Below are 23,223 nucleotides of genomic sequence, written 5' to 3'. Positions count from 1 at the left end.
CCTTCATGCAGGTTCAACGGCGGCCAAGGAGGAACCTGCCCATGCGCGACCACGGCGGCGACATCGACAAGGCGGCCAGCCGCTTCGGCCGGGCGGACTGGATCGACCTGTCCACGGGAATCAACCGCCGGCCTTGGCCTGCCGGGCCGCTTTCGCCCCACGCCCTGACCGCGCTGCCGACGCGGGCCGATGCCGCCCGGCTCTGCGCCGCGGCCGCGGCCCGATTCGGCTGCCCGCAGGACCAGGTGCTGCCGCTGGCCGGCGCCTCGGCGGCGATCCAGCTTTTGCCGCAGGTGCTGGCGGGCCGGCGCGCGGCGGTGCTGTCCCCGACCTATAACGAACACGCCGCCAGCCTGCGCGCCGCCGGCTGGGAGGTGGCAGAGCCCACCGACCCGGCCGCGCTGGAGGGCGCCGACCTGGCGGTGATCGTGAACCCGAACAACCCGGACGGGCGCGAGTTCCCGCCCGCGCAGATCGCCGCCATCGCCGCCACGGTCGGGCATCTGGTGGTGGACGAAAGCTTTGCCGATCCGCGCCCCGACCTGTCGGCAGCCGCGACGCGTGCCGATAACGTCACCGTGCTGCGCAGCTTCGGCAAGTTCTGGGGCCTCGCGGGGCTGCGGCTGGGCTTCGCCATCGCCGCCCCTGATCTGCTGGCGCGCCTTGCCGAGCGCACCGGCCCCTGGTCGGTCAGCGGCCCGGCGCTGGAGATCGGCGCGCAGGCGCTGGCCGACGCGGCATGGATCGACGACACCGTGGTCTGGCTGTCCGAGGCGGCGCTGCATCTCGACCAGATCGTCACCCCGCATTGGCCGCTGGTGGGCGGCACGCATCTGTTCCGGCTCTACGATACGCCCGACGCGCAGGCCGCGCATGAGCGGCTGGCCCGCGCCGGCATCTGGAGCCGCATCTTTCCCTGGCATCCGCGCTGGATTCGCCTGGGCATTCCCGGCAATCGCGCGGAATTCGACCGCGTGGCGGGCGCCTTTACCGCACCCGGTTGACATGGCCCATCTTGCGGCCCGGGCGCGCCTCGCCCTTGCCGTAAAGATGGACCTGGCAGCGCGGCTGCTTCAGCAGCTCGGGCAGGCGCAGCACGTCGTCGCCGATCAGGTTCTCCATCTCGACATCGGCGTAACGCTGGCCGTCGCCCAGCGGCAGGCCGGCCACGGCGCGGATATGCTGCTCGAACTGGTCCACGGCGCAGCCGGCCTGCGTCCAGTGGCCGGAATTATGCACGCGCGGCGCGATCTCGTTCACCACCAGCCCGTCCGCGGTCACGAACAGCTCGACCCCCATGACGCCGATATAGTCCAGCGCGTTGACGATGCGCGCCGCGATCAGCACCGCATCGGTCAGCAGGCTGGCCGGCAGGCCGCAGGGCACGGTGGTGGCGCGCAGGATGCCCTCGCGATGCACGTTCAGGCCCGGATCATAGGCCTCGACCTGCCCGTCCGCGCCGCGCGCCACAATGACGCTGATCTCGGCCGAGAACTCCACGAACCCTTCCAGCACCGAGGGGGCGCCGGTCCAGTCCCGCTGCCCGGCATCGGAAAAACGGATCTGCCCCTTGCCGTCATAGCCCAGCCGCCGGGTCTTGAGGATCGCGGGCGCGCCCAGCGTCGCCAGTGCCTCGGGCAGGTCGGATTCGGTTTCGACATTGCGATAGGGCGCGGTGCGCAAGCCGATGCCGGCCAGGAAATCCTTTTCGCTCAGCCGGTCCTGCGAGATCGCCAGGGCATGGCGGTTCGGCCGGATCGGGCGGATCGATTCCAGCAGGTCCAGCGCCGCCGTCGGCACGTTCTCGAATTCATAGGTGATGACATCGACCGATTCGGCGAAGGCGCGCAGCGCCGCCTGGTCCTCATAGGGCGCGGTGGTCAGCCGATGCGCCACATCGCCCGCCGGCGCGGCGCCCGGCTCATAGACATGGCAGCGATAGCCCAGCCGGCTGGCCGCGACCGAGAGCATGCGGCCCAGCTGTCCGCCGCCCAGGATGCCGATGGTGGCGCCGGGTTCCAGTTCACTCATCCTTGGGCTCCTCGGGGATGGAATCGCTGAGCGCCTGGCGCCAGGCCTCCAGCCGCGCCGCCAGTCCGGGGTCCGAGATCGCCAGGATCCCCGCCGCCATCAGCCCGGCATTGGCGGCACCCGCCGCGCCGATGGCCATGGTGGCGACCGGGTAGCCCCTGGGCATCTGCAAGATGGAATAAAGCGAATCGACGCCAGACAGCGCCCTGGTCTGCACCGGCACGCCGATCACCGGCACCCGGGTCTTGCTGGCCATCATGCCCGGCAGATGCGCGGCCCCGCCGGCGCCGGCGATGATCACCTTCAGCCCGCGCGCCACCGCCGCCTTGCCATAGTCCCACAGCCGGTCCGGCGTGCGATGGGCGGAAACGATCCGGGCCTCGTAGCCGATGCCCAATTCGTCCAGGATGGCGGCGGCCTCGCGCATGGTCGGCCAGTCGGACTGGCTGCCCATGATGATTCCGACGGGTTTTTCGGCGGCTTTTTCCATGGCTCGACCCCCTTTTGCGCCCCGCCCTACAGCGCCGGGCGGGATCATGCAATCAGGCGATGATGTCGGGGGTCAGCTCGTCCTCGAGCCGGGCGATGCGGTCCTTCAGCGCCAGCTTCTGCTTTTTCAGCCGTTGCAGGGTCAGCGAATGGGTCAGGCTCTGGCTCGACAGCGCGGCGATCGCCTCGTCCAGATCCCGATGTTCGCGCCGCAGCACCTCCAGCTTGGCGCGGGCGATCTCTTCATGGGACATCTCGTGCTGGGCGTTCATCTCGGGCCTCGGGCTGGATCGCCTTGGTTATAGCGCGGCCTCCGGGCGTTGTTAATGGTTTTGCGGGAACGCGTTAACGCAAGGCAGCCGGTGTGGAAAACGCTTGCCACGAAGCGGCTTTCGGCCCGAAACTTGCATCCGAACCCATGCAGGAGCAGCCGATGCCCCGCACCGCCCCTCTCAGGCCCTGCGCCCTTGCGCTTGCCCTGCTGTTGCCGCCTGGCCCCGCATCTGCGCAGGCCGGGGGCGAGCAAATGCAGCTTTGCGTCAACCAGTGCCTGTATCACTTCGGTCCCGCCTCGAACCCGCGCTATCACGCCTGCGTGGCCGAGCAATGCGAGGGGGCGGCGCCCGGCCGAAAGCCCGCCCAGCCGCCGCGACAGGGCGCGGGCTGGAGCAACGCCGCCGCAGATGGCGGCAGGACGCATTACGCCCGCGTGCAATCCGGACGGCTGGCGCTGAGCTACATGTGCCAGCGCGGCCGCGAGGGGCTGGTCGCCGTCGAGGGCATGGCCGGATCGCCCGGCTCGCTGGTGCTGCGCATCGACGGCCGGCGGGTGGCCCAGCCCTTTGCCGCCAGCGGCGGCATGCGCGCGGCGCAGGCGGCGCGCGGCTCGGCGCTGCTGGCGGGGCTGCTGGGCGGCAGCGGGGTCGAGCTTGCGGATGATCGCGGCCGGGGCAGCCTGCCGCTGGCCGGCTCGGGCCGGGCGATCCGGGCCGCGATGGCCGCCTGCGGCCTGCGGCCCTGAGATCGCGCCGCCGCGATGCGGCAAGCCCTTGTTTCCGGCGGCATCCATCCACATATTGGTCTTGCCGGATCGCCGTTCCGGGGTCCGGCCGACAGTCGCTTTGATGCAAAGGGCTTGGGAATGACCAAGATCAGTCTGGCCGCTCATCCGTTCCTGCTGGGGTTCGACCAGTTGGAACGCCTGGCCGAAAGGGCCGCCAAGGGCGCCGAGGGCTATCCGCCCTACAACATCGAACACCAGGGGCCCAACGGCTTTCGCATCACGCTGGCCGTGGCCGGTTTTTCCGAGGACGACCTGTCGATCACGCTGGAGGACCGTCAGCTGGTGGTTCGCGGCCGCCAGGCCGAGGCCGAGGAAGGCCGCGTCTTCCTGCACCGCGGCATCGCGTCCCGCGCCTTCCAGCGCAGCTTCGTGCTGGCGGACGGGGTCGAGGTGGTGTCGGCGGGACTGGAAAACGGGCTTCTGAACATCGACCTGCGCCGCTCGGTGCCTGACAGCATCGTGCAGACCATACCGATCAGCCGCAAGTGAAAGGGGATCGCAAATGAACGAGAAATTCGATTTCGGCCCGGAAAACGCGGGCAACATCGTCTATATCCGCCGCGTCGCGATGGACAGCCTGCCCGACGAGGTGCGCCGCCAGGTGCCCGGAGCCGACGCGCTTTACGCCGTGCATGGCCCCGACGGAGAGCGGCTGGCCCTGGTCAAGGACCGCAGCCTGGCCTTCATGCTGGCCCGCCAGAACGAACTGACCCCGGTCAGCGTCCACTAAGCCGCAGGATGCCGATGCCGCCGCCGGGCAAGGCGGCGGCGATGGCGACATTCGCGCCGTCCGCGGGGCGGCCGTCCACCCTTCCAACACCATCAGCAAATGCCGGGACGGCGCGCGGCAAGGGCCGTCACATGCCGTGCGCCTGGGTGATCCCGGCCTCGACCAGTTCCAGCCCGATCTCGGCCCGGTATTGCCGCAGCAGCGCCTGCGCGGCGGGATCGGCGGGCAGCAGCAGATGCGTGGCGCCATGGTTGCGCCGGACCAGCGCCTGCCACAACGCCTCGCGCGGGCCGGCATGGCGCGGCTCGGCCCCGGCCGTCAGCAGTTCGGCGCCAAGCTCGGCCGCCAACCGCGCCCCAGCGGCCGCATCGGCGGGATCGCAGGCCAGAACCCGTTCGCAGCCCCGCGCACGGAAGCGCGCCCGCCAGGCATTCGGACCCAGGCGGACCTCATCCGCGCCGGGCAGCCCCTTGACCGGCCCGCCCAGGCAGACCGGCCCGGCCACGCCCGGCATCTCAGCGCCTTCCGCCCTCTCGGGGCTCCATTTGTCCGTGACCGACAGGATGGCCATGACCATGCCATCGGGGCCGCGCAGGGCGATGTCCTCGCCCGGCTCGACCCTGGCCGCGAAATCCGCATCGACCTCCAGCGCCAGCGGCATGGGCCAGAGCGCGCCCGAGGCCAGCCGCATCCCCGCCAGCACCGAATCGTGATCCGCCTGGGTCAGAAAGCCCCGCAAGGGCAAGAAGCCGCCGCCGACCAGCAGGTCCAGGTCCGCCGACTGCCGGGGCGTCAGATCCCAGGCGGCCATGCGCGCCGCCTCGGCCCGCAGTTTCTGGCCGGCCTCGGGGCTGACCAGAAGCGCACGGATCGGCTGGTGATGCGGCAAGCTCATCGGCCGGGCCCCGGCAAAGAACCGGCCATCTCAGGCCAGGATCTCGGCCGCATGCGGGTTCGGCGCGCCGGCCATGTCATGCTCGGCCAGGTAACGCTCGGCATCCAGCGCCGCCATGCAGCCCATGCCGGCGCTGGTCACCGCCTGGCGATAGACGTGGTCGGTCAGGTCGCCCGCCGCGAAGACGCCGGGGATCGAGGTCCGGGTCGTGCCCGGCTCGACCTTGACATAGCCGCCGTGATGCAGCTCCAGCTGGTCCTTGACCAGTTCCGAGGCCGGCGCATGGCCGATGGCGATGAAGACACCGTCCGCGGGCACCACCTGCTCGGTCCCCTGGCGGACATGGCGCACGCGCACGCCGGTCACGCCCGGCGGCTGGTCCTCGCCCTGCACCTCGACCAGCTCGTGATCCCACAGGATCGAGACCTTGGGATTGCGGAACAGCCGCTCCTGCAGGATCTTTTCGGAGCGCAGGCTGTCGCGGCGATGGATCAGCGTCACCTTGCTGGCGAAATTGGTCAAAAACAGCGCCTCCTCGACCGCGGTATTGCCGCCGCCCACCACCACGACCTCGCGGTTGCGATAGAAGAATCCGTCGCAGGTGGCACAGGCCGAGACGCCGAAGCCCTTGAACCTTTCCTCGCTGGGCAGGCCCAGCCAGCGCGCCTGGGCGCCGGTGGCCAGGATCACCGCATCCGCGGTGATGCGCGCGCCCGAATCAAGCTCGGCCAGGAAGGGGCGCTGGCCCAGGTCCAGCCGCGTCACCGTATCGGTAAAGATGCGCGCGCCCATGGCGCGGGCATGGGCCTCCATCCTGACCATCAGGTCGGGGCCCTGGATCTCGGTCTCGCCGGGCCAGTTCTCGACCTCGGTGGTGATGGTTAGCTGGCCGCCCGGCTGCATGCCCTGGATCAGCACCGGCGAAAGCATCGCGCGCGCGGCATAGACGGCGGCGGTATAGCCGGCCGGTCCCGAGCCCACGATCAGCACGCGGCTGTGGGCGGGCAGGCTGGTATCGGCGGCGATCTCGGCGGGAACATGGGACATGGCAGGGAACCTTTCGCTTGGCGCAGCCTTAGCTAATCACCGCCGGCCCCGCATGCAATCCATAAGGCCCGTTCCCGCATCGGTGGAAAGAATGTTGCGCAACCCGGCCCCGCGGGATAGTTTCCGGCATGTTTTTTGCCCGCAAGGCAAGCCAGGGGATGCGATGACCGCCGCCAGACTTGACGAAATCGACCGCAAAATTCTGGCAGAGTTGCAGGCCGACGGCCGCATGACCAATGTCGAACTGGCCCGCCGCGTCGGCATTTCCGCCCCGCCCTGCCTGCGCCGCGTCCGCGCGCTGGAGGAGATGGGCTATATCCGCGGCTACCATGCCGACATCGATGCGCGCGAGCTGGGCTTCGAGGTGCAGGTCTTTGCCATGGTCCGGCTGCTGAGCCAGTCCGAGCGCGACCTGTCGGCCTTCGAGGCCCTGGCCTGCGAATGGCCGCTGGTGCGCGAGTGCCACATGCTGAACGGCGAGATCGACTTCATCCTGAAATGCGTCTCGCCCGACCTGACCAGCTTCCAGCGCTTCCTGACCGAGAAGCTGACGGCGGCGCCCAACGTGGCCTCGGTCAAGACCTCGCTGGTGATCCGCTGCGCCAAGGACGAGCCGGGCGTGCCCTTCAGCGTGGTCGAGGAGCGGGCGGCGGCGCTGGGGTGAGGGGATGCGGTGACGGCGAGAGCTTTTGAGTTCTTAGCCGACGGTCATGATACGCATACTCTGCCGACAGCGGCTATGTCTTGGAGGCCCACTTGAAGCTCCTGTCACTTATTGCGCTCGCCGTGTTGTCTGGGTGCGTAGAGGAGGACATTGCTTACCGATTTGTGGCCAAAGGAAACGCGAAACCTTTGTCTCTCTTGGCCAGCGAAGCGCAGTCTTTTGTATGCGTGGTTGCCATCTATCGTGCCTCGCCCAGCATAAAACCACCCGAATTGGCTAACGGCTTCGAGCCATGGAGCTCGACTCCATTGTCTGATCGGGTGAACGAAACAGCGGTTGAACTGCGAGCCCTAAACAATGCTGGCGAATGTTGGGATGCGGAAATCCGCAAAGCGAGTGGTTCGCCTGACCCCTGGCACTATACCAAAGCCGTACAGCCAATGATCTCGTCTGACCACAGCGGGAATGTCGCCGTTTTCGATCCGCAACGCGGTATCTTCATCGCAATATCTGGGTGACTGACAGCTTCGTCCCGCATCGCGGAAACCGGCCAGACATCCCGCGGCCACCCGCCCCGGCATCGAATGCCGTAGCCCGCGCGCCATCCCCCCGACCTACAACGCAATCGCCGAGATCAGCCGGCCGTAATCGGCCTGGTTCTGATGCGTGCTGCGGCGATAGGAGAAGAACCGCTCCGGATCGGAATAGGTGCAATGCCCGGTCCATTCCGCCTCAACCCCGGCCTCGCGCAGCCGCATCAGGCCAAAGGAGGGCAGGTCGAACATCGGCCGCCCGTTCGGCCCGCCGGCGAAGAAACGGTGGTAATCCGGATCCTCGGCCAGGAATTCGTCCATGAAATCCTCGCCGACCTCATAGGCGCGCTGGCTGATCGTGGGGCCGATCGCCGCGCGGATGCGGCTGGCACCCAGGTCGTTCATCGCGCCCACCGCCGCCTCGATCACGCCGGACAGCGCGCCGCGCCAGCCGGCATGGACGGCGCCGATCACCCCGGCCTCGGGATCGGCCAGCAGGATCGGCTGGCAATCGGCGGTCAGCACCGCCAGCGCCACGCCGGGCCGGTCGGTGACGATGCCGTCGGCGCGAATCCCCGCAAGACCGGCGGGATCGTCGCCCACGCGCAGCACCGCGATGTCGGGGGAATGCACCTGGTGCACGGTGGCGAGGCCGGCGGGCGGCACGCCCATCGCCTCGGCGACGCGGGTGCGGTTGATGCTGACGATCTCGGCCTGGTCGCTGGAGCCGTAGCCGCAGTTCAGCCCCGAGAACAGCCCCGAGGAGGCGCCGCCGCGGCGGGTGAAGAAGCCATGCCGCACCGAGGCGAGCAGCGGATGGGTCAGGATCTCAAGCGTCGTCTGCATCGTCGTCCAGGGGCTCGAATCCGGCGGGGACGGGCGCATGGCGAGCCCAGAAGGCCAGCACCTTGAACAACTGTCCCATTTCATCGGGTGCGGTCAAGCGATGAAGCGCGGCCATCGCCCCCCCGTCGCCCGCGCGTTCCAGTCGCCGCGCCCGCGCCTCGATCCCCAGCCGCTTCAGCCAGTCGCCCTGCGCGACCATGCGCGAGACGCGCGCCCCCGCCGCCCGCGCCGCCGCGGCCAGGGGCGCGAAATCGACATGCGCGGTCAGGTCGGCCTGGCCCGGATTGGCCAGCGGATCCTCGGGCCGGTGGCGGCGCAGGGCCTGGAAGGTATCGCCCTGCCCGTCCCAGCCGCCATAGTCGATGAGGATGGCGCAGCCGCCATGCGCCGCGATCCGCGCGGCGAGCTGCGCGACGATCGGCAACGCCTCGGGGCAGGTTTCGCGGATCACCCCCTGTGGCGCCGGGGGCAGCGCGGCATCGGAGGCCGGGACCAGCCCCATCTCCAGCCCGCCCTGCCCGTCCAGCGCCACGACCCGCTCGGCCCAGCCTCGGGCGCCGCGCCGGAACTGCCGGATCGGCAGGGCGTCGAAGAACTCGTTGGCGACCAGGAACAGCGGCGCCTGCGGCAGTTGCGACACGTCGTCCAGATGCGCGACCGCGCCCAGCCGGTCGCGCTGGATCCGGCGCAGATGCGGCGAGGCCTCGACCAGCGCCACCCGCGCCGCCTCGGCCATGCCGGGCACGATGCGGATGGCGCGCAGGATGTCGGCCATCAGCGTGCCGCGCCCCGGTCCGATTTCGGCCAGGGTAAAGGGGCTGGGCGCGCCCTGGTCCAGCCAGGCCTGCGCCAGCGCCAGGCCGACCATCTCGCCGAAGATCTGGCTGATCTCGGGCGCGGTGGTGAAATCGCCGCCCGCGCCGAACGGGTCGCGGGTGGCGTAATAGCCATGCTCGGGATGCAGCAGGCAAAGCCGCATGTATTCGTCCAGGCCCATCGGCCCCGACAGCCGGATGCGCGCCGCGATCAGGCGGGCCAGCGGCGTCATGCGTCCGTCTGCGGCAGGGCCGGCCGCATGCGCGCGCGAATCAGGAAGGCCAGCCCGACCAGCACCATGGGCAGCGACAGAAGCTGGCCCATGGTCACGCCCCAGAGCGGCCCGCCCAGCACATGGCCCAGCGGATTGTCGGGGGTGATGAATTGCGCATCGGCCTGGCGGAAGAACTCGACGACGAAACGCGACAGGCCATAGCCGATCAGGAACAGCCCCAGCGCCTGCCCTGGCCGGCGCAGCCCGCCCATGCGAACCAGCAGGAACAGCGCCGCGGCCAGCAGCACGCCCTCCAGCCCCGCCTCGTAGAGCTGGCTCGGGTGGCGGGCGCAGGGGCCGGCGATGCCGGGACAGTTCTGCGCCGCCTCGCCCGGGAAGATCACGCCCCAGGGCATATCGGTCGGCCGGCCCCACAGCTCGGCATTGATGAAATTCGCCACCCGGCCGAGGCCGAGCCCGATGGGCGTCGCCATCGACAACGCATCGGCCAGCCGCAGCGCCGGGATGCCGTGGCGCCGGCAATACCACCAGGAGGCCAAGACCACGCCCAGGAAGCCGCCGTGAAAGGACATGCCGCCCTGCCAGATCACCGGGATCTGCCCCGGATTGGCCAGGTAATAGGCCGGCTCGTAGAACAGCACGAAGCCCAGCCGCCCACCCAGCACCACGCCGACGATCACCCAGGTCAGCAATTCCTCGACCCGCTCGGGCCGCATGGGCGCCGCGTCGCCCCAAAGCCGCGGCCGCCGCATCAGCGCCACGATGATGCGCCAGCCGATCAGCAGCCCGGCCAGATAGGCCAGCGCATACCAGCGCAGCGAAAAGGCCATGCCGAAAACATGGATGGTGAAGATCTCGGGCGAGATGTCGGGAAAGGGGATCATGGGCTCCTCGTTTCGGCGCGGGCAGGCTACGCGGGGGCAGCCGGGTGTCAACCGACGCTGTCAGGCAATTGAACAGCCGCGCCCGCAGGGCCATATAGGGGGTCTCGCTGAACCGAAAGGCCCGCCATGACCGCGAACAACCGCTTTCTCGACGATCTCTCGAAATTGATGACCAATGCCATGGGCGTGGCCCAGGGCGCCAAGGACGAGGCGCAGACCGCCTTCAACGGCTGGATCGACCGCTGGCTGGCCGAGCGCGATTTCGTCACCCGCGAGGAATTCGAGGCGGTGCGCGAGATGGCGATCAAGGCCCGGTCCGAAAACGCCGAGCTGCGCGCCCGCCTGGACGCGCTGGAGGGCAAGGGCGTGGCCTCGGTCAATGCGACCGGCCCGCTCGGCACCGGCGACGCTCAGGGCTGAACCCGCTCGCGCAGCCGGCCCTGACGATCATAAAGCAGCACCTCGCCCGCCTCGGTCACCACCACCAGCCAGTCGCGGGCGAAGGTGACGGCGGCGGGCACCGCGCCCTCGGGCAGGGCGACCTGCTCGGGCAGTTCGGGCAGCGGCGGCTGCGACAGGCGCAGCCACAAAAGCGCCGCGATCACCAGCATGCCGATGCCCATCACCGCCGCCAGGGCCGTCACCAGGATGCGCAGCCAGCGCAGCATCGGCAACGCTTCCTCTGGCCCCGCATCCAGCCTATCATCCCGTGCCATGGCCGAAATCCTCATCACCATCCCCGAAGGACTGTCCGAGCGCCTTGATAAGGCGCTTGCCCTTGCCGCGCCAGAGCAGGCGGCGCTGTCGCGCTCGCGCCTGGCGCGGCTGATCGCCGAGGGTGCGGTCCGGGGCCCCTCGGGCCCGGTCACGGACGGCAAGGCACGGGCGGAAACCGGCGTCTACCTGGTCGAGATCGGCGCGCCCGAGCCCCTGGACGCGCAGCCCGAGCCGATCCCGCTGACCATCGCCTATGAGGATACCGACCTGATCGTGGTGGACAAGCCCGCCGGCATGGTGGTCCATCCCGCGCCCGGCGCCCCCTCGGGGACGCTGGTCAATGCGCTGCTGGCGCATTGCGCGGGCAGCCTGTCGGGCATCGGCGGCGCGGCGCGGCCCGGCATCGTGCATCGCATCGACAAGGAAACCTCGGGCCTTTTGGTGGTGGCCAAGACCGACCGCGCGCATCAGGGCCTGGCGCGGCAATTCGCCGATCACACGGCGCAGCGGCGCTACCTGGCCGTCGCGCATGGCATGATCGACCCGGCCGATGCGCGGCTGCGCGGCCTGCCGGGCGTGGGGTTCGAGCCGGGCGGCGTGCTGCGCATCGCCACGCTGATCGGCCGCCATCCCGGCGACCGGCAGCGCCAGGCCGTCAGCTTCCAGAACGGCCGCCATGCCGTGACCCGCGCCCGCGTGATCGAGACCTTCGGCGCCCCTCCCGCCGCCATGCTGGTCGAATGCCGGCTGGAGACCGGGCGCACGCATCAAATCCGCGTGCATATGGCCCATGCGGGATTGGGCCTGGTCGGCGACCCGGTCTATGGTGGCAACAGGCGGGCCTCGGTCCGGGCGCTGGGGCCGGAGGGTGCCGCGGCCGTCGCCGCCTTTCCCCGCCAGGCGCTGCACGCGGCCGAGCTGGGCTTCGAACATCCGGTCAGCGGCCAGGCGCTGACCTTTGCCAGCTCGCTGCCGCCCGACATGGCCGGCTTGCTGGCGACCTTGCGCCGCGCGCCGGGCTGACGGAACCCGGACCGCGCCGACAGCGTTCACAATTACCCGCCCAAGCGCGGGACAGGGAATTTTCAGATGGCGAACTACACCAACCTTCCGGCACCCAGCCCCGAACAGGGCCTCAACCGCTATTTGCAGGAGATCCGCAAGTTCCCCCTGCTGGAGCCGGAAGAGGAATACATGCTGGCCAAGGCCTGGGTTGATCACCAGGACGCCGAGGCCGCGCAGAAGCTGGTGACGAGCCACCTGCGGCTGGCCGCCAAGATCGCCATGGGCTATCGCGGCTACGGCCTGCCGCAGGCCGAGGTCATCTCCGAGGCGAATGTGGGCCTGATGCAGGCAGTCAAGCGCTTCGACCCGGAAAAGGGCTTTCGCCTGGCCACCTATGCGATGTGGTGGATCCGCGCCTCGATCCAGGAATACATCCTGCGGTCCTGGTCCCTGGTCAAGATGGGCACCACCTCGGCGCAGAAGAAGCTGTTCTTCAACCTGCGCAAGGCCAAGTCGCGCCTGGGCGCGCTGGAGGAAGGCGACCTGCGCCCCGAAAACGTCGCCCAGATCGCGCATGACCTGAACGTGACCGAGCAAGAGGTCATCGACATGAACCGCCGGCTTTCGGGGGGCGATGCCTCGCTGAACGCCACGGTCGGGTCGGGCGACGGGGAATCGACCGCGCAATGGCAGGACTGGCTGGAGGACGAGGATGCCGACCAGGCCCAGGCCTTTGCCGAGGCCGACGAGCTTTCGGCGCGGCGCGAGATGCTGATCGCCGCCATGGACGTGCTGAACGACCGCGAGAAGGACATCCTGATGGAGCGCCGGCTGCGCGACGACCCGATGACGCTGGAGGATCTGTCGACGCGCTACGAGGTCTCGCGCGAACGGATCCGCCAGATCGAGGTCCGCGCCTTCGAGAAACTGCAGAACCGCATCCGCGAACTGGCGCGCGAGCGAGGCATGACCGTGCCCGAAACCGCCTGACTTGGTCTTGGCGCCGGCCCGCCCGCTCCATCCCCGCAGCCGCTGGCGCCCCCTTGCGCAGAGGGGGCGTCGGGATTTCGGCGCGAACCTCCACCTTGCCCGCGCCGCCTTCCTTCCCGGCGGCAGGAACCGAAAGGGCTTCGGGGGTCCGGCCAGAAAGGTCAGGCGGCGCCGGGCGGGCGATCCCTGCGCAGGGCAGGCGATTTTCCGGCGCGACGCCCCTTGCAGACCATGGCGCCGATGCGGAAATTATCGTGACAGCGGGCAGAGTTGACCGGCGCCCGGCTTGGCTTATGGTCAAAACAGGACAGCAAGGGCCGATGGCGCGGACATGACGGCGCTGAATCAATATCAACGGCTGGAAGCCGCAGGGATCTGGCGCGAATCGCCCAGATCGCAGCTGCGCGACGTCATCGTTTCCTTCGGGGATGCGACCCTGGTGCTGACCGATCCGCGTTCCGAGGTGCCGCTGGCGCATTGGTCGCTGCCCGCCGTCACCCGGCTCAACCCCGGCAAGCTGCCGGCGCGCTATGCGCCGGGCGGCCTTGACGCCGGCGAGGAACTGGAGATCGACGACGAACTGATGATCTCGGCCATTTCCAAGGTGCACCAGGTGATCGAGGCCAGCAAGCCGCATCCCGGCCGGCTGCGCGGCGGGCTGATGCTGAGCGCGGCCGCGGTCATGGCGTTGCTGGCCGTGTTCTGGGTGCCGCCGGCGCTGGTGCGCCACGCCGCCGACATCGCCCCCCCGGCGCAGCGGGCCGAGATCGGGCGCATGGTGCTGGCCGAGATCGCCAAGACCACCGGCAGCCCCTGTTCGCGCCCGGCCGGCGACATGGTGCGCCAGAAGCTGGCGATGCGGCTGATCGGCCCGGATGCGCAGATCGTCGTGGTGCCGGCCAGCCTGCGCGGCGCCCTGCGCCTGCCCGGCCCGATCACCGTCATCGGCGAAGACCTGATCGCGGGCGAGATCACGCCCGAGGTCGCGGCCGGCCATATCCTGGCCGCGCAGGCGGCGGCGGTCAGGGACGACCCGCTGCTGGCCGCGCTGCGCCATGCCGGGCCGCGCGCGACCTTTCACCTTCTGACCGCCGGGACGCTGCCGGAGAAATCGCTGTCGGGCTATGGCGAGAAGCTGCTGGCCGGCCCGCCGCCCCGCCCCGAGGACGAGCCGCTGCTGGCCTATTTCACCCGCGCCGGCATCTCGAGCGAACCCTATGCCCGCTCGCTGGATCCGACCGGAGAGGCGGTGCTGGGCCTGATCGAGGCAGATCCCTTTCGCACGGCCGAGCCGCGCCCGGTGCTTGCCGACCGCGAATGGGTCGCGCTGCAAGAGATCTGCGACCAGTAGCCGCCGGTCAGCGCGGGAAGGCATCGCGGAATCCCGCCTTGCGGATGGCGTCGAGCGCCCGGACGATGCTTTCGCGATCCGGGAAGGGGCCGGCGACCAGGAATTGCACCTCGCGCCCGCCGGCCTGGTCCCTGCCGCGCAGCAGCGGATAACCCATCTGCGCGATGCGCGCGGCCGCGCGTTCGGCATTGCGCGGATCGGCAAAGGTGCCGACCTGGACATAGCGCGCCCCGGCCGGGATCATCCCGGCCGATGACGGCGCGGCGGGGGCAGCGGCCGGCGCCTTGCCGCGGGCCGGGGCGGATGCCTTGGCCGTCGGTGCGGATGCGGATGCAGACCCGGCGGGAAGCGGCTTTTCCGGCGCCGGCCTTGCGGCGGGGGGCGGCGCGGGCCGGACCGCTGCGGGCGGCGGCGGCACGGCGGTTTCGCGGTCGGGCGGGGCAATCATCCCCGCCCCCGCCGCGCTGCCCACCGGGCGCATGAAGCTGAGCCGCGACAGTTCGGACTTCGGCAATCCCCCGCAATAGCCCTGCGTCGGATCGTCCAGCCCGGCCGCGCCCGGCCCGCCGTCATAGCCCAGCAGCTCGCACAGCCGGCGGTTCGGATGCAGGGCGGCGCCCATGCCCTGGCGCAGCGCAGGCGCGGCCGTCAGCGCCGCCCGCAGCGCATCGGCCGGGGCCGGAGGATGCGGCTCGGGGCCCAGGTCCGGCAGGCGCTCCATCGGCCGGGGGTCGCTGGCCAGTTCGCCGGGGCGCAGGTTGGTGATGACCTGCTGCGACAGCGCCTCTTCCAGCAGTTCGGCCCGGCCGCGTCCGGCCGCCGGGGCGAGCGCCCGCAGCTTCGGCTCGCCCTGGGCGCCGCGGGCGGAAAGCGTCGGCGGATAGCCGCAGATCGGCGTGCCGTCGCGCGCCAGCCGCGCCGCCCAGCCGCCCAGCTCGTCGCGCAGGAAGACGCAGCCGCGGCTGTCGATATATTGCCGCGATGTGAAATCCGCCGGCGGCTCCTCGGCCGGGCGCGGCGCTTGCGCCAGCGCAAGCCCCGGCAGCAGCGCCAGCATCAGCCACAGAACAACCCGCATCGCCCCATCCTCGAATCACGCCTGACCCGGTGATAGGCCGAAAGCCCTGAAGGCCCGGTTAACGCCGGCTCATTTCGTGCCGAACATGCGGTCGCCGGCATCGCCCAGGCCCGGCACGATATAGCCGTGCTCGTCCAGCCGCTCGTCCAGCGCGGCGGTCACGATCGGCACGTCGGGATGGGCCTCGCGCATCCGCGCCACCCCCTCGGGCGAGGCGAGCAGGCACAAGAAGCGCAGGTTGCGCGCCCCCGCCGCCTTGAGCAGGTCGATGGCCGCGACCGAGGAATTGCCAGTGGCCAGCATCGGATCGACGACGATGGTCATCCGCGCGTCCAACTCCTTGGGAACCTTGGAGTAATACTGCACCGGCTGCAGCGTCTCGGGGTCGCGGTAAAGCCCGATGAAGCCCACGCGCGCGGCCGGGATCAGCTCCAGGATGCCGTCCATCAGCCCGTTGCCGGCCCGCAGGATCGAGATCAGCGCCAGCTTCTTGCCTTCCAGCGTCGGCGCCTCCATCTCGCAAAGCGGGGTCTCGATGCGGATGGTGGTCATCTCCAGCTCGCGCGTGACCTCATAGGCCAAAAGCAGGCTGATCTCGCGCAGGAGCCGGCGGAAGCCGGCGGTCGAGGTGGTCTTGTCGCGCATGAGCGTCAGCTTGTGCTGCACCAGCGGGTGATCGACGACGGTCAGATGCGCTTGGGTCATGTCAGTTCCTTTCGCAGGCGGGTTCGGGTGGTCTGGTCGCAAAAGGCCGCGTCGACGGCCCAGAGGTTCATCTGCCGAAACTCGGCCTCGGCCCAGCCGAAAGCATCGGCAAGCCGCTGATATTCCTGCGACAGCGTGGTGTGAAAGAAGGGCGGATCGTCGGTCGAGACGGTGACGCGCACCCCGGCATCGGCCAGCCGGGCAATGGGATGGGCGGCCCAGTCCCGCACCAGCCCCAGCGCGACGTTCGAGCCGGGGCAGACCTCCAGCGTGATCCCGCGCTCGGCCAGGTCGCGCAGCAGCGCCGCGTCCTCGACGGCGCGGATGCCATGGCCGACGCGGGTCGCGCCAAGCGCCAGCGCGTCGCGGATCGACTGCGGCCCACGCCACTCGCCAGCATGGGCGGTCAGGCCCAGCCCGGCCTCGCGCGCACAGTCGAAGGCCCAGGCGAAATCGCCAAGCTCGCCCACGTCCTCGGCGCCGCCGATGCCAAGGCCCGCGACCCAGCCGCCCGAGGTCTCGGCGGCACAGATCGCGGTGCGCTTGGCGCGGTCCGGGCCGAAATGGCGGATGCAGGTCAGCACGGCGCGGCTGGCGATGCCGCCGCACTCGGCCTCGGCCGCGGCCTCCTCCATGGCGGCAAGATAGTCGCGCCAGGCCGGCAGGTCCGCGCCGCCGCAGAACTCGGGCGAAACGAAAAGCTCGGCATAGATCGCGCCCTGCTCGGCGCATTCCGCCAGCACCTCGGACAGCAGCCGGGCATAGTCGCGCGGCGTGGTCAGAACCGAGGTCGCTGCCTCATAGACGCGCAGGAAGTCCTTGAAATCGCGATAGGCATAGGCGCCCTTCTCATCGAAGATGCCGGCGATGTCGCGATGTTTCTCGGCCGCGAGCGCCCGGATGAAACCGGGCGGCGCCGCGCCCTCCAGATGCAGGTGCAGCTCGATCTTCTTCAGCGATTTCACAGGAACGACCTCCCCGGCCCGACCGGTGGCAGGCCGAGATGCGCGGCGACCGAGGCGGCGATATCGGCGAAACCGACCTGGCCGATGCCCCGCGCGCCATGGCCCCAGCCCAGCACCGGCACGCGCTCGCGCGTGTGGTCGGTGCCGTGCCAGGTCGGGTCGTTGCCATGGTCGGCGGTGAAGATCGCCAGATCCCCCGGCCGCAGCCGCGCCATCAGCGCGCCGGCCACCCCGTCGAACCATTCCAGCGCCGCCGCATAGCCCGCCACGTCGCGGCGATGGCCGTAAAGGCTGTCGAACTCGACGAAATTGGCAAAGGTCAGGCTGCCCGCTTCGGCCTGATCGGCCAGCGCCAGCAGATGATCGGCCAGTTCGGCATCGGAGCGGCCCTTGTGCAGTCGGTCGATGCCGCGATGCGAGAAGATGTCGCCGATCTTGCCGACCGCATGGGTCGCCCGCCCTGCCTCTTGCGCCACGTCCAGAAGCGTCGGCGCCGGCGGGGCGATGGCATAGTCGCGGCGGTTCGGGGTGCGGACGAAACTGCCCTCGGTGCCCAGGAAGGGCCGGGCGATGACGCGGCCCACGCGCATCGGGTGGACCAGGGCGGCCACCTGCTCGCAGAGCCGGAAAAGCCGGTCGAGGCCGAAGCCTTCCTCATGCGCGGCGATCTGCAGCACGCTGTCGGCCGAGGTATAGCAGATCGGCCAGCCGCTGCGCAGATGTTCGGCCCCCAGCCGGGCAATGATCTCGGTCCCCGAGGCATGTTCGTTGCCAAGGATGCCCTCGGTCCCCGCCGCCTGCGCAATGCGCCGGGTCAGATCGGCCGGAAAGGCCGGGCGGATGTTGGGGAAATAATGCCAGTCCCAGGGCACGGGAACGCCCGCGATCTCCCAATGGCCGGACGGGGTGTCCTTGCCGCGCGAGATCTCGGTCGCAGCGCCCCAGAGCCCCTGCGGCCGGGCGCCAAGGCCCGGGGCCGCCTCGCCGCTGGCCAGCCGGATCGCGGCGCCCAGGCCCAGCGCGTCCAGATGCGGCATGTGCAGCGGCCGCGCCCGGGCGATATGGGCGACGGTATTGGCGCCGGTATCGGGCCGGCCGTCGTTGAAATAGGCGCCCGCATCGGGCGCCCCGCCGATGCCCACCGAATCCATCACGATCAGGAAGGCGCGTCTGTCGGTCATGTTACCTCGCTGCGGATCACCGGGCCGGGCTCGGGGCCATCACCCATGAGATAGGCGGCCGCGACGGTGGCGACCGCCGCCTCGGCCGCCGCCTCGGAGGCGGCATGGACCAGCGCCAGCGGGCGCCCTTCGCCCGCCTCCTCGCCGATGCGAAGCATCTGCGCAAGCCCCACCCGCGGGTCGATCCGGTCGCCGGCATGCAGCCGCCCGCCGCCCAGCGCCACCACGGCATGACCCAGCGCCTCGGTGTCGATGGCCGCGACGCGGCCATGGCCGGGCACGGCACGCACCACCGGCGCGGAGGGCAGGTGGTGGTCGGGATGCTCCAGCAGGTCGGCGGGCCCGCCCTGCGCCGCGACCATGCGGGCGAAACGCTCGGCCGCGGCGCCGCTCTCCAGCGCCCGCAAGGCGCCATCGGACAGGCCCCCAAGGTCGAGGCAGGCCGAGGACAGCGCCAGCGACAGCTCGCGCAGCGCGCCCTGTCCGCCCTTCAGGACCGCAATGGCCTCGCGCAGCTCCAGCGCATTGCCGGCGGCGCGGGCCAGCGGCTGGTCCATGTCGGTGACATAGGCGCGGGTGCGGCAACCGGCGCCCGTCGCGGTCTCGACCAGCGCGCGGGCCAGCCCCAGCGCCGCATCCGGTCCGCGCAGAAAGGCGCCGCTGCCCTGCTTGACGTCCAGCACCAGCGCATCGAGCCCCGCCGCCAGCTTCTTCGACAGGATCGAGGCGGTGATGAGGTCGACCGAGCCCACCGTCGCGCTTTCGTCGCGGATCGCGTAAAGCCGCGCATCGGCCGGCGCAAGGTCGCGCCCGGCTGCGACGATGGCGCAGCCGACCCCGGCCACCACGCGGCGGAAATCGTCCTCGGACAGCGCGGTGCGGAGGCCGGGGATCGCCTCCAGCTTGTCCAGCGTGCCGCCGGTATGGCCGAGCCCCCGCCCCGAGATCATCGGGACATAGGCACCGCAGCTGGCCACCAGCGGGGCCAGGATCAGGCTGACCGCATCGCCGATGCCGCCGGTCGAATGCTTGTCCACCACCGGCCCCGGCAGGTCCCAGCGCAGCACATGGCCGGAATCGCGCATCGCCCGGGTCAGCGCCACCCGGCCGGATTCGTCCAGCCCGCGCAGCAGCACCGCCATGGCGAAGGCTGCGGCCTGCGCATCGCTGACCGAACCATCGGCCAGGCCGCGCGCGACCAGCGCCGCGCCCGCCGCGTCCAGCCCGCGCCCGTCGCGGACGGCGGCGATCACCGGACGCGGATCGGCAGGGCTCATTCGGTGCCCGACATGTGGCTGATGCCGAAGCGCCCCGGCAGCAGCTCGCCGATGGTGGTGGCCAGCTCGTGGCCCCGGGTCGTGGCCAGCAGCACCGGCGTCTCGGGGCGGCCGAACTCGGCCAGCTTCTGGCGGCAGCCGCCGCAGGGCGGCACCGGGCCCTGCGAGTCGGCGATGACGGCGACCTCGACGATCTCGGTCTCGCCCGCCGCGACCATGGCGGCGATGGCGCCGGCCTCGGCGCAGGTGCCCTCGGGATAGGCCACGTTCTCGACATTGCAGCCGGCATAGATCCGCCCCGAGGCCCCGCGCACCGCCGCGCCGACCTTGAAATTGGAATAGGGCGCATAGGCCCTTTCGCGCACCTCGCGCGCCGCATCCAGAAGCGCCATTACCCCACCTTTCGCCTGCCACCCGACCGGATTGCGAGTTTGCGCGCCCGCCCATCGCGATGCAAGTCCGGCGCATCCCCGCCCCCGGCCGCGATGCCCCCTGTTCTCCGCCGAAAAAATAGTTTAACGCTGAACCATCTTGAGAGGAGAGGGTCTGGCGATGGAAGAACGCAGACAGGACAACGCCCGGCAGGCGGCATTGGATTATCACGAATTCCCGCGCCCCGGTAAGCTCGAGGTGCGCGCGACCAAGCCCCTTGCCAATGGCCGCGACCTGAGCCGCGCCTATTCGCCCGGCGTGGCAGAAGCCTGCCTGGAGATCAAGGCCGACCCCGCCACCGCCGCCCGCTATACCGCGCGCGGCAACCTTGTCGCCGTGGTCTCGAACGGCACCGCCGTGCTGGGGCTGGGCAATATCGGCGCGCTGGCCTCGAAGCCGGTGATGGAGGGCAAGGCCGTCCTGTTCAAGAAATTCGCCAATATCGACTGCTTCGACCTGGAGCTGAACGAGCCCGACCCCGAGAAGCTGGCCGAGATCGTCTGCGCGCTGGAGCCGACCTTCGGCGCCATCAACCTGGAAGACATCAAGGCCCCCGACTGCTTCATCGTCGAGAAGCTGTGCCGCGAGCGCATGAACATCCCGGTCTTCCATGACGACCAGCACGGCACCGCCATCGTCGTCGGCGCCGCCGCGACCAACGCCCTGCACATCGCCCACAAGCGTTTCGAGGACATCAAGGTGGTATCGACCGGCGGCGGCGCGGCCGGCATCGCCTGCCTCAACATGCTGCTGAAGCTGGGCGTGAAGCGCGAGAACGTCTGGCTTTGCGACATCGCCGGCCTGGTCCATGAAGGCCGGACCGAGGAGATGACGCCGCAAAAGGCGGAATATGCGCAAAAGACCGACCTGCGCACGCTGGATCAGGTGATCGAGGGCGCGGACCTGTTCCTGGGCCTGTCCGGACCCGGCGTGCTGAAGCCCGAGATGGTGGCCCGGATGGCCAAGCGGCCGATCATCTTCGCGCTGGCCAACCCCACGCCCGAGATCCTGCCCGAGGATGCCCGCGCCGTCGCCCCCGACGCGATCATCGCCACCGGGCGCAGCGACTATCCGAACCAGGTCAACAACGTCCTGTGCTTCCCCTTCATCTTCCGCGGCGCGCTGGACGTGGGGGCGACCACGATCAACGACGAGATGCAGCTGGCCTGCATCGAGGGCATCGCCGCGCTGGCCCGCGCCACCACCAGCGCCGAGGCGGCGATGGCCTATCGCGGCGAAAAGCTGAGCTTCGGCGCCGACTACCTGATCCCCAAGCCCTTCGATCCACGGCTGATCGGCGTGGTCTCGACCGCCGTGGCCAAGGCCGCGATGGAAACCGGCGTCGCCACCCGGCCGCTGGAGGACGTCGCCGCCTACAAGCGCAAGCTGGACGGTTCGGTCTTCCGCTCGGCCCTGATCATGCGGCCGGTCTTCGAGGCCGCGGCGACCGCCAATCGCCGCATCGTCTTTGCCGAGGGCGAGGACGAGCGGGTGCTGCGCGCCGCCAATGCCATGCTCGAGGAAACCACCGACGCGCCGATCCTGATCGGCCGGCCCGAGGTGATCGAGATGCGCGCCGAGCGCGCCGGCCTGCCGATCCGCCCCGGCCGCGATTTCGAGATCGTGAACCCGGAAAACGACCCGCGCTATCGCGACTACTGGGGCACCTATCACGAACTGATGGCGCGGCGCGGCGTGACGCCGGACATCGCCCGCGCCATCATGCGCACCAACACCACCGCCATCGGCGCCGTCATGGTGCATCGCGGCGAGGCCGACAGCCTGATCTGCGGCACTTTCGGCCAATACAGCTGGCACCTGAACTATATCACCCAGATCCTGGCCCGCGACGGGCTGCGCCCGCATGGCGCGCTGTCGCTGATGATCCTGGAGGACGGGCCGCTGTTCATCGCCGACACCCAGGTCAACCACGCCCCCACCCCCGAACAGGTCGCCGAGGCCGCCATCGGCGCCGCCCGCCATGTGCGCCGCTTCGGCGTGACGCCCAAGGTGGCGCTGTGCAGCCATTCGCAGTTCGGCAACCTCGACACCGAGTCGGGGCGCAAGATGCGCGCGGCGATGGCGATCCTCGAGGCGCGCGGCGTCGATTTCATCTTCGACGGCGAGATGCATGTCGATTCCGCGCTCGACCCCGCGATCCGCGAACGCCTGCTGCCGCGCTCGCGCATCGAGGGCGCGGCGAATACGCTGGTGTTCTCGGGCACCGATTCGGCTTCGGGGGTGCGCAACGCGCTCAAGCTCAAGGCCAACGGGCTCGAGGTCGGGCCGATCCTGATGGGCATGGGCAACCGCGCCCATATCGTCACCCCTTCGATCACCACCCGCGGGCTGCTGAACATGAGCGCGATCGCCGGCACCCCGGTCGATCACTATCGCTAGGCGCAAGCAGCGGGGCCGCGGTGATTCTGCCGCGGCCCAGCCTGTCCGCGCAGCTTTGCAAAACCGCGCGGTTTTTTCAGCCTGCAGCAAAGTCCCGCGCCGTTTGCAAATTAATCCGCGCCGCGCAGCGCCATTCTGCAAAACTTTCTGTCGCACCCCCCGGCTGTGGGCGATAACATCCTTGCGCCTCGCCGTCCGGCGCGCATAACTCCGCCCCATTCATCCGGGGAGGAGTTGTTTCATGGGATATCGTGAGGTCTATTCTGCGTGGCAGGCGGATCCCGAGGGTTTCTGGATGCAGGCCGCCGGGGCGATCGACTGGGAGCGCAAGCCCTCGAAGGCGCTGTTCGACGACAAGGCCCCGATCTACGAATGGTTCTCGGACGGGATGGTGAACACCTGCTGGAACGCGGTCGACCGCCATGTGCTGGCCGGGCGCGGCGACCAGATCGCCATCCAGCATGAAAGCCCGATCACGCTTTCGACCAAAGGCATCACCTACAGGCAGTTGCAGGAGCGCGTCGCCTCGCTGGCCGGGGCGCTGCGGATGCGCGGCGTCGAAAAGGGCGACCGGGTCATCATCTACATGCCGATGATCCCCGAGGCGCTGGAGGCGATGCTGGCCTGCGCCCGCCTTGGCGCCATCCATTCGGTCGTCTTCGGCGGCTTCGCGGCAAACGAACTCGCCGTGCGCATCGACGATTGCCAGCCCAAGGCGATCATCGCCGCCTCCTGCGGGCTCGAGCCGAACCGGGTGGTGCATTACAAGCCGCTCTTGGACGCCGCCGGCGTTGTTGCAGAAGTCAGTGTGTGAGCGCAGTTTTCCCTTTCCGCGTTGAGTTCATGCCACGCGTTTGATCTCGGCGGATCCGAGGGCATTGAAGCGGTT

26 protein-coding genes and 1 pseudogene are annotated in these 23,223 nt (G+C 69.9%); 12 read left to right on the top strand and 15 right to left on the bottom strand.

Annotation, left to right across the window (positions count from 1 at the left end; genetic code table 11):
* Positions 1 to 41: 41 nt before the first annotated feature.
* Positions 42 to 1,004: a threonine-phosphate decarboxylase CobD gene (gene cobD, locus ACDP63_RS07900; RefSeq protein ID WP_024843124.1), complete on the top strand. Its 963-nt coding sequence runs from the start codon at positions 42 to 44 to the stop codon at positions 1,002 to 1,004.
* Here the strand turns inward: cobD and ACDP63_RS07895 are convergent.
* Genes ACDP63_RS07895 through ACDP63_RS07885 form a run of 3 tightly spaced genes read right to left on the bottom strand, consistent with a single transcriptional unit; the run spans position 988 to position 2,792 of the window.
* On the bottom strand, positions 988 to 2,031 hold the full coding sequence (locus tag ACDP63_RS07895) for a 5-(carboxyamino)imidazole ribonucleotide synthase (protein ID WP_409927889.1): 1,044 nt from the start codon (positions 2,029 to 2,031) through the stop codon (positions 988 to 990). The two genes, cobD and ACDP63_RS07895, sit on opposite strands and share 17 nt — an antisense overlap.
* Positions 2,024 to 2,521: a 5-(carboxyamino)imidazole ribonucleotide mutase gene (gene purE / locus ACDP63_RS07890; RefSeq protein ID WP_409927888.1), complete on the bottom strand. Its 498-nt coding sequence runs from the start codon at positions 2,519 to 2,521 to the stop codon at positions 2,024 to 2,026. The genes ACDP63_RS07895 and purE overlap by 8 nt, the downstream gene beginning before the upstream one ends.
* Before the next feature lie 52 nt (positions 2,522 to 2,573).
* Entirely contained in the window at positions 2,574 to 2,792 is a 219-nt protein-coding gene (locus tag ACDP63_RS07885; protein WP_024843127.1) for a YdcH family protein, read from the bottom strand.
* A gap of 161 nt (positions 2,793 to 2,953) precedes the next feature.
* Between ACDP63_RS07885 and ACDP63_RS07880 the strand changes: the two genes are divergently transcribed.
* The 3 genes from ACDP63_RS07880 to ACDP63_RS07870 all read left to right on the top strand — a co-directional run bounded on the left by ACDP63_RS07880 (position 2,954) and on the right by ACDP63_RS07870 (position 4,313).
* Positions 2,954 to 3,541 (top strand): hypothetical protein, encoded by a 588-nt coding sequence (locus ACDP63_RS07880; protein ID WP_143091236.1) that lies wholly within the window; start codon positions 2,954 to 2,956, stop codon positions 3,539 to 3,541.
* 120 nt (positions 3,542 to 3,661) lie between these two features.
* On the top strand, positions 3,662 to 4,072 hold the full coding sequence (locus tag ACDP63_RS07875) for an Hsp20 family protein (protein WP_024843129.1): 411 nt from the start codon (positions 3,662 to 3,664) through the stop codon (positions 4,070 to 4,072).
* 13 nt (positions 4,073 to 4,085) lie between these two features.
* The gene (locus ACDP63_RS07870; RefSeq protein WP_024843130.1) at positions 4,086 to 4,313 is read left to right on the top strand and encodes a DUF1150 family protein; all 228 of its coding nucleotides are present in this window, start codon (positions 4,086 to 4,088) and stop codon (positions 4,311 to 4,313) included.
* A gap of 127 nt (positions 4,314 to 4,440) precedes the next feature.
* On the opposite strand, the gene ACDP63_RS07865 is transcribed toward ACDP63_RS07870, so the two are convergent.
* Together ACDP63_RS07865 and trxB are read right to left on the bottom strand one after the other, a co-directional pair.
* The gene (locus tag ACDP63_RS07865; protein ID WP_024843131.1) at positions 4,441 to 5,208 is read right to left on the bottom strand and encodes a transcription antiterminator BlgG; all 768 of its coding nucleotides are present in this window, start codon (positions 5,206 to 5,208) and stop codon (positions 4,441 to 4,443) included.
* Positions 5,209 to 5,238: 30 nt separating this feature from the next.
* Positions 5,239 to 6,255 (bottom strand): thioredoxin-disulfide reductase, encoded by a 1,017-nt coding sequence (trxB, locus tag ACDP63_RS07860; protein WP_024843132.1) that lies wholly within the window; start codon positions 6,253 to 6,255, stop codon positions 5,239 to 5,241.
* Positions 6,256 to 6,418: 163 nt separating this feature from the next.
* On the opposite strand from trxB, the gene ACDP63_RS07855 reads away from it, so the two are divergent.
* The gene (locus tag ACDP63_RS07855; protein ID WP_024843133.1) at positions 6,419 to 6,919 is read left to right on the top strand and encodes an Lrp/AsnC family transcriptional regulator; all 501 of its coding nucleotides are present in this window, start codon (positions 6,419 to 6,421) and stop codon (positions 6,917 to 6,919) included.
* A 92-nt stretch (positions 6,920 to 7,011) separates the two neighbouring features.
* Entirely contained in the window at positions 7,012 to 7,437 is a 426-nt protein-coding gene (locus ACDP63_RS07850) for a hypothetical protein (protein ID WP_147277957.1), read from the top strand.
* 96 nt (positions 7,438 to 7,533) lie between these two features.
* On the opposite strand, the gene pgeF is transcribed toward ACDP63_RS07850, so the two are convergent.
* Genes pgeF through lgt form a run of 3 tightly spaced genes read right to left on the bottom strand, consistent with a single transcriptional unit; the run spans position 7,534 to position 10,233 of the window.
* Positions 7,534 to 8,298, bottom strand: coding sequence for a peptidoglycan editing factor PgeF (gene pgeF / locus ACDP63_RS07845; RefSeq protein WP_024843134.1), 765 nt, complete (start codon positions 8,296 to 8,298; stop codon positions 7,534 to 7,536).
* Positions 8,282 to 9,346, bottom strand: coding sequence for a class I SAM-dependent methyltransferase (locus ACDP63_RS07840; RefSeq protein WP_024843135.1), 1,065 nt, complete (start codon positions 9,344 to 9,346; stop codon positions 8,282 to 8,284). The genes pgeF and ACDP63_RS07840 overlap by 17 nt, the downstream gene beginning before the upstream one ends.
* Positions 9,343 to 10,233, bottom strand: coding sequence for a prolipoprotein diacylglyceryl transferase (gene lgt / locus ACDP63_RS07835; protein ID WP_024843136.1), 891 nt, complete (start codon positions 10,231 to 10,233; stop codon positions 9,343 to 9,345). Before lgt ends, ACDP63_RS07840 begins: the two co-directional genes overlap by 4 nt.
* Before the next feature lie 126 nt (positions 10,234 to 10,359).
* On the opposite strand from lgt, the gene ACDP63_RS07830 reads away from it, so the two are divergent.
* Complete coding sequence (locus ACDP63_RS07830) at positions 10,360 to 10,653, top strand: accessory factor UbiK family protein (protein ID WP_024843137.1); 294 nt, start codon at positions 10,360 to 10,362, stop codon at positions 10,651 to 10,653.
* Here the strand turns inward: ACDP63_RS07830 and ACDP63_RS07825 are convergent.
* Complete coding sequence (locus ACDP63_RS07825) at positions 10,644 to 10,949, bottom strand: DUF6476 family protein (protein WP_231486613.1); 306 nt, start codon at positions 10,947 to 10,949, stop codon at positions 10,644 to 10,646. The genes ACDP63_RS07830 and ACDP63_RS07825 overlap by 10 nt on opposite strands.
* On the opposite strand from ACDP63_RS07825, the gene ACDP63_RS07820 reads away from it, so the two are divergent.
* From ACDP63_RS07820 to ACDP63_RS07810, 3 genes are all read left to right on the top strand, one after another.
* Positions 10,948 to 11,973: a pseudouridine synthase gene (locus ACDP63_RS07820; protein ID WP_024843139.1), complete on the top strand. Its 1,026-nt coding sequence runs from the start codon at positions 10,948 to 10,950 to the stop codon at positions 11,971 to 11,973. The genes ACDP63_RS07825 and ACDP63_RS07820 overlap by 2 nt on opposite strands.
* A gap of 66 nt (positions 11,974 to 12,039) precedes the next feature.
* On the top strand, positions 12,040 to 12,945 hold the full coding sequence (gene rpoH / locus ACDP63_RS07815; protein ID WP_024843140.1) for an RNA polymerase sigma factor RpoH: 906 nt from the start codon (positions 12,040 to 12,042) through the stop codon (positions 12,943 to 12,945).
* 331 nt (positions 12,946 to 13,276) lie between these two features.
* On the top strand, positions 13,277 to 14,296 hold the full coding sequence (locus ACDP63_RS07810; protein ID WP_024843141.1) for a hypothetical protein: 1,020 nt from the start codon (positions 13,277 to 13,279) through the stop codon (positions 14,294 to 14,296).
* Positions 14,297 to 14,303: 7 nt separating this feature from the next.
* Here the strand turns inward: ACDP63_RS07810 and ACDP63_RS07805 are convergent, their stop codons facing one another.
* The 6 genes from ACDP63_RS07805 to ACDP63_RS07780 all read right to left on the bottom strand — a co-directional run bounded on the left by ACDP63_RS07805 (position 14,304) and on the right by ACDP63_RS07780 (position 19,894).
* Positions 14,304 to 15,374, bottom strand: a complete 1,071-nt coding sequence (locus ACDP63_RS07805; RefSeq protein WP_028709925.1) for an SPOR domain-containing protein — start codon at positions 15,372 to 15,374, stop codon at positions 14,304 to 14,306.
* A 69-nt stretch (positions 15,375 to 15,443) separates the two neighbouring features.
* On the bottom strand, positions 15,444 to 16,079 hold the full coding sequence (gene upp / locus ACDP63_RS07800; RefSeq protein WP_024843143.1) for a uracil phosphoribosyltransferase: 636 nt from the start codon (positions 16,077 to 16,079) through the stop codon (positions 15,444 to 15,446).
* Positions 16,076 to 17,044, bottom strand: coding sequence for an adenosine deaminase (locus ACDP63_RS07795; protein ID WP_024843144.1), 969 nt, complete (start codon positions 17,042 to 17,044; stop codon positions 16,076 to 16,078). The genes upp and ACDP63_RS07795 overlap by 4 nt, the downstream gene beginning before the upstream one ends.
* Positions 17,041 to 18,225: a phosphopentomutase gene (locus ACDP63_RS07790; protein WP_028709926.1), complete on the bottom strand. Its 1,185-nt coding sequence runs from the start codon at positions 18,223 to 18,225 to the stop codon at positions 17,041 to 17,043. The genes ACDP63_RS07795 and ACDP63_RS07790 overlap by 4 nt, the downstream gene beginning before the upstream one ends.
* Positions 18,222 to 19,502, bottom strand: coding sequence for a thymidine phosphorylase (locus ACDP63_RS07785; protein ID WP_024843146.1), 1,281 nt, complete (start codon positions 19,500 to 19,502; stop codon positions 18,222 to 18,224). Before ACDP63_RS07785 ends, ACDP63_RS07790 begins: the two co-directional genes overlap by 4 nt.
* Positions 19,499 to 19,894 carry a cytidine deaminase gene (locus ACDP63_RS07780; protein ID WP_011748510.1) on the bottom strand — a complete coding sequence of 132 codons (396 nt, stop codon included), beginning with the start codon at positions 19,892 to 19,894 and terminating at the stop codon, positions 19,499 to 19,501. Before ACDP63_RS07780 ends, ACDP63_RS07785 begins: the two co-directional genes overlap by 4 nt.
* A 160-nt stretch (positions 19,895 to 20,054) precedes the next feature.
* On the opposite strand from ACDP63_RS07780, the gene ACDP63_RS07775 reads away from it, so the two are divergent.
* A complete protein-coding gene (locus ACDP63_RS07775; protein WP_024843147.1) occupies positions 20,055 to 22,334 on the top strand; it encodes an NADP-dependent malic enzyme in 2,280 nt (759 codons plus the stop codon).
* A 241-nt stretch (positions 22,335 to 22,575) separates the two neighbouring features.
* A pseudogene (locus ACDP63_RS07770) lies at positions 22,576 to 23,121 on the top strand (AMP-binding protein); the annotation flags it as partial.
* Positions 23,122 to 23,223: the final 102 nt, after the last annotated feature.

Source organism: Paracoccus sp. P2, from assembly GCF_046335115.1.
Lineage (GTDB): Bacteria > Pseudomonadota > Alphaproteobacteria > Rhodobacterales > Rhodobacteraceae > Paracoccus > Paracoccus pantotrophus.
The sequence above is the reverse complement of the archived record's forward strand: the minus strand, read 5'-3'. Positions and strand labels throughout refer to the sequence as shown.